Here is an 825-nt window from a genome sequence, read left to right on the forward strand (position 1 = left end):
TTAACACGAATCAGATATTTATTTCCTGATCGAACAACATGTTCAAAACCATTGTAGGATTCATAGCCTCTATCGGCAATGAAGATAGCTTTATGACCATCATATCTGTCAACAAGCTGACAGAAGGCATCATTTTCATCTTTTTTAGCTTCACCCTGAATGATAATATCATCATATGTACGTTCCAACAGGTCATAACTGGCATTTAAATGAAAGGCAGAATAAGCCTTAGCAAGAGTGCCATGTCTTAATTCAGTAGTTTCATCGTCAAAGATGGTATTATCAATAGGCAGTTCACTGCCATCAATGGCTAATAGCCTATAACCACGATATAGCTTTTTCTTGAAGGTCTTATTGTTGAAGCCGTCAAACAAAGCTTTGAAGGCTTCAGGTTTGATTTTGCTTCTTGCTTGAACAAATGCAGAAGCAGAAGGAGTATCAATAGAAAAATCATTAAATTTAAGAAGTTCATCCTTGATAGAAGAAGAACCCATACAAAGGATAATTTTCATGATTGTTTCGAAATCAAGCTTTCTATTTCTGGTAAAATCAGCATCTGAATTGACACAGAATATAGAACAGACATCAGAAAGATTTTTGATAATGTGAAATAAAACGTTTTTAAGATGTTTATAGTTATTCATGTTCAAGTACCTCCAACATATACCTATAAACAATTGGCCTATTATCAATTCTATGATTGATAATAGGCCGCACACTATCGTTGTAATGTCAATACTTTTCTTTGAAAAAATGATAAAAAAGAGAGGGCATATTTGCAATATAACCCTCATATGTCATTCATTCCTTAACTTAATGACATTG

General features: G+C 33.3%; 1 protein-coding gene. It reads right to left on the reverse strand.

What is annotated here, in order from left to right; translation table 11 throughout:
- Window positions 1-644, reverse strand: a 644-nt coding sequence (locus B5F09_RS14800) for a transposase (protein ID WP_158095872.1), incomplete at its 3' end; no start/stop codon positions are given.
- Between the last annotated feature and the right edge of the window lie 181 nt (window positions 645-825).

Source organism: Erysipelatoclostridium sp. An173, from assembly GCF_002160495.1.
Taxonomy (GTDB): Bacteria; Bacillota_I; Bacilli_A; order Erysipelotrichales; family Coprobacillaceae; genus Thomasclavelia; species Thomasclavelia merdavium.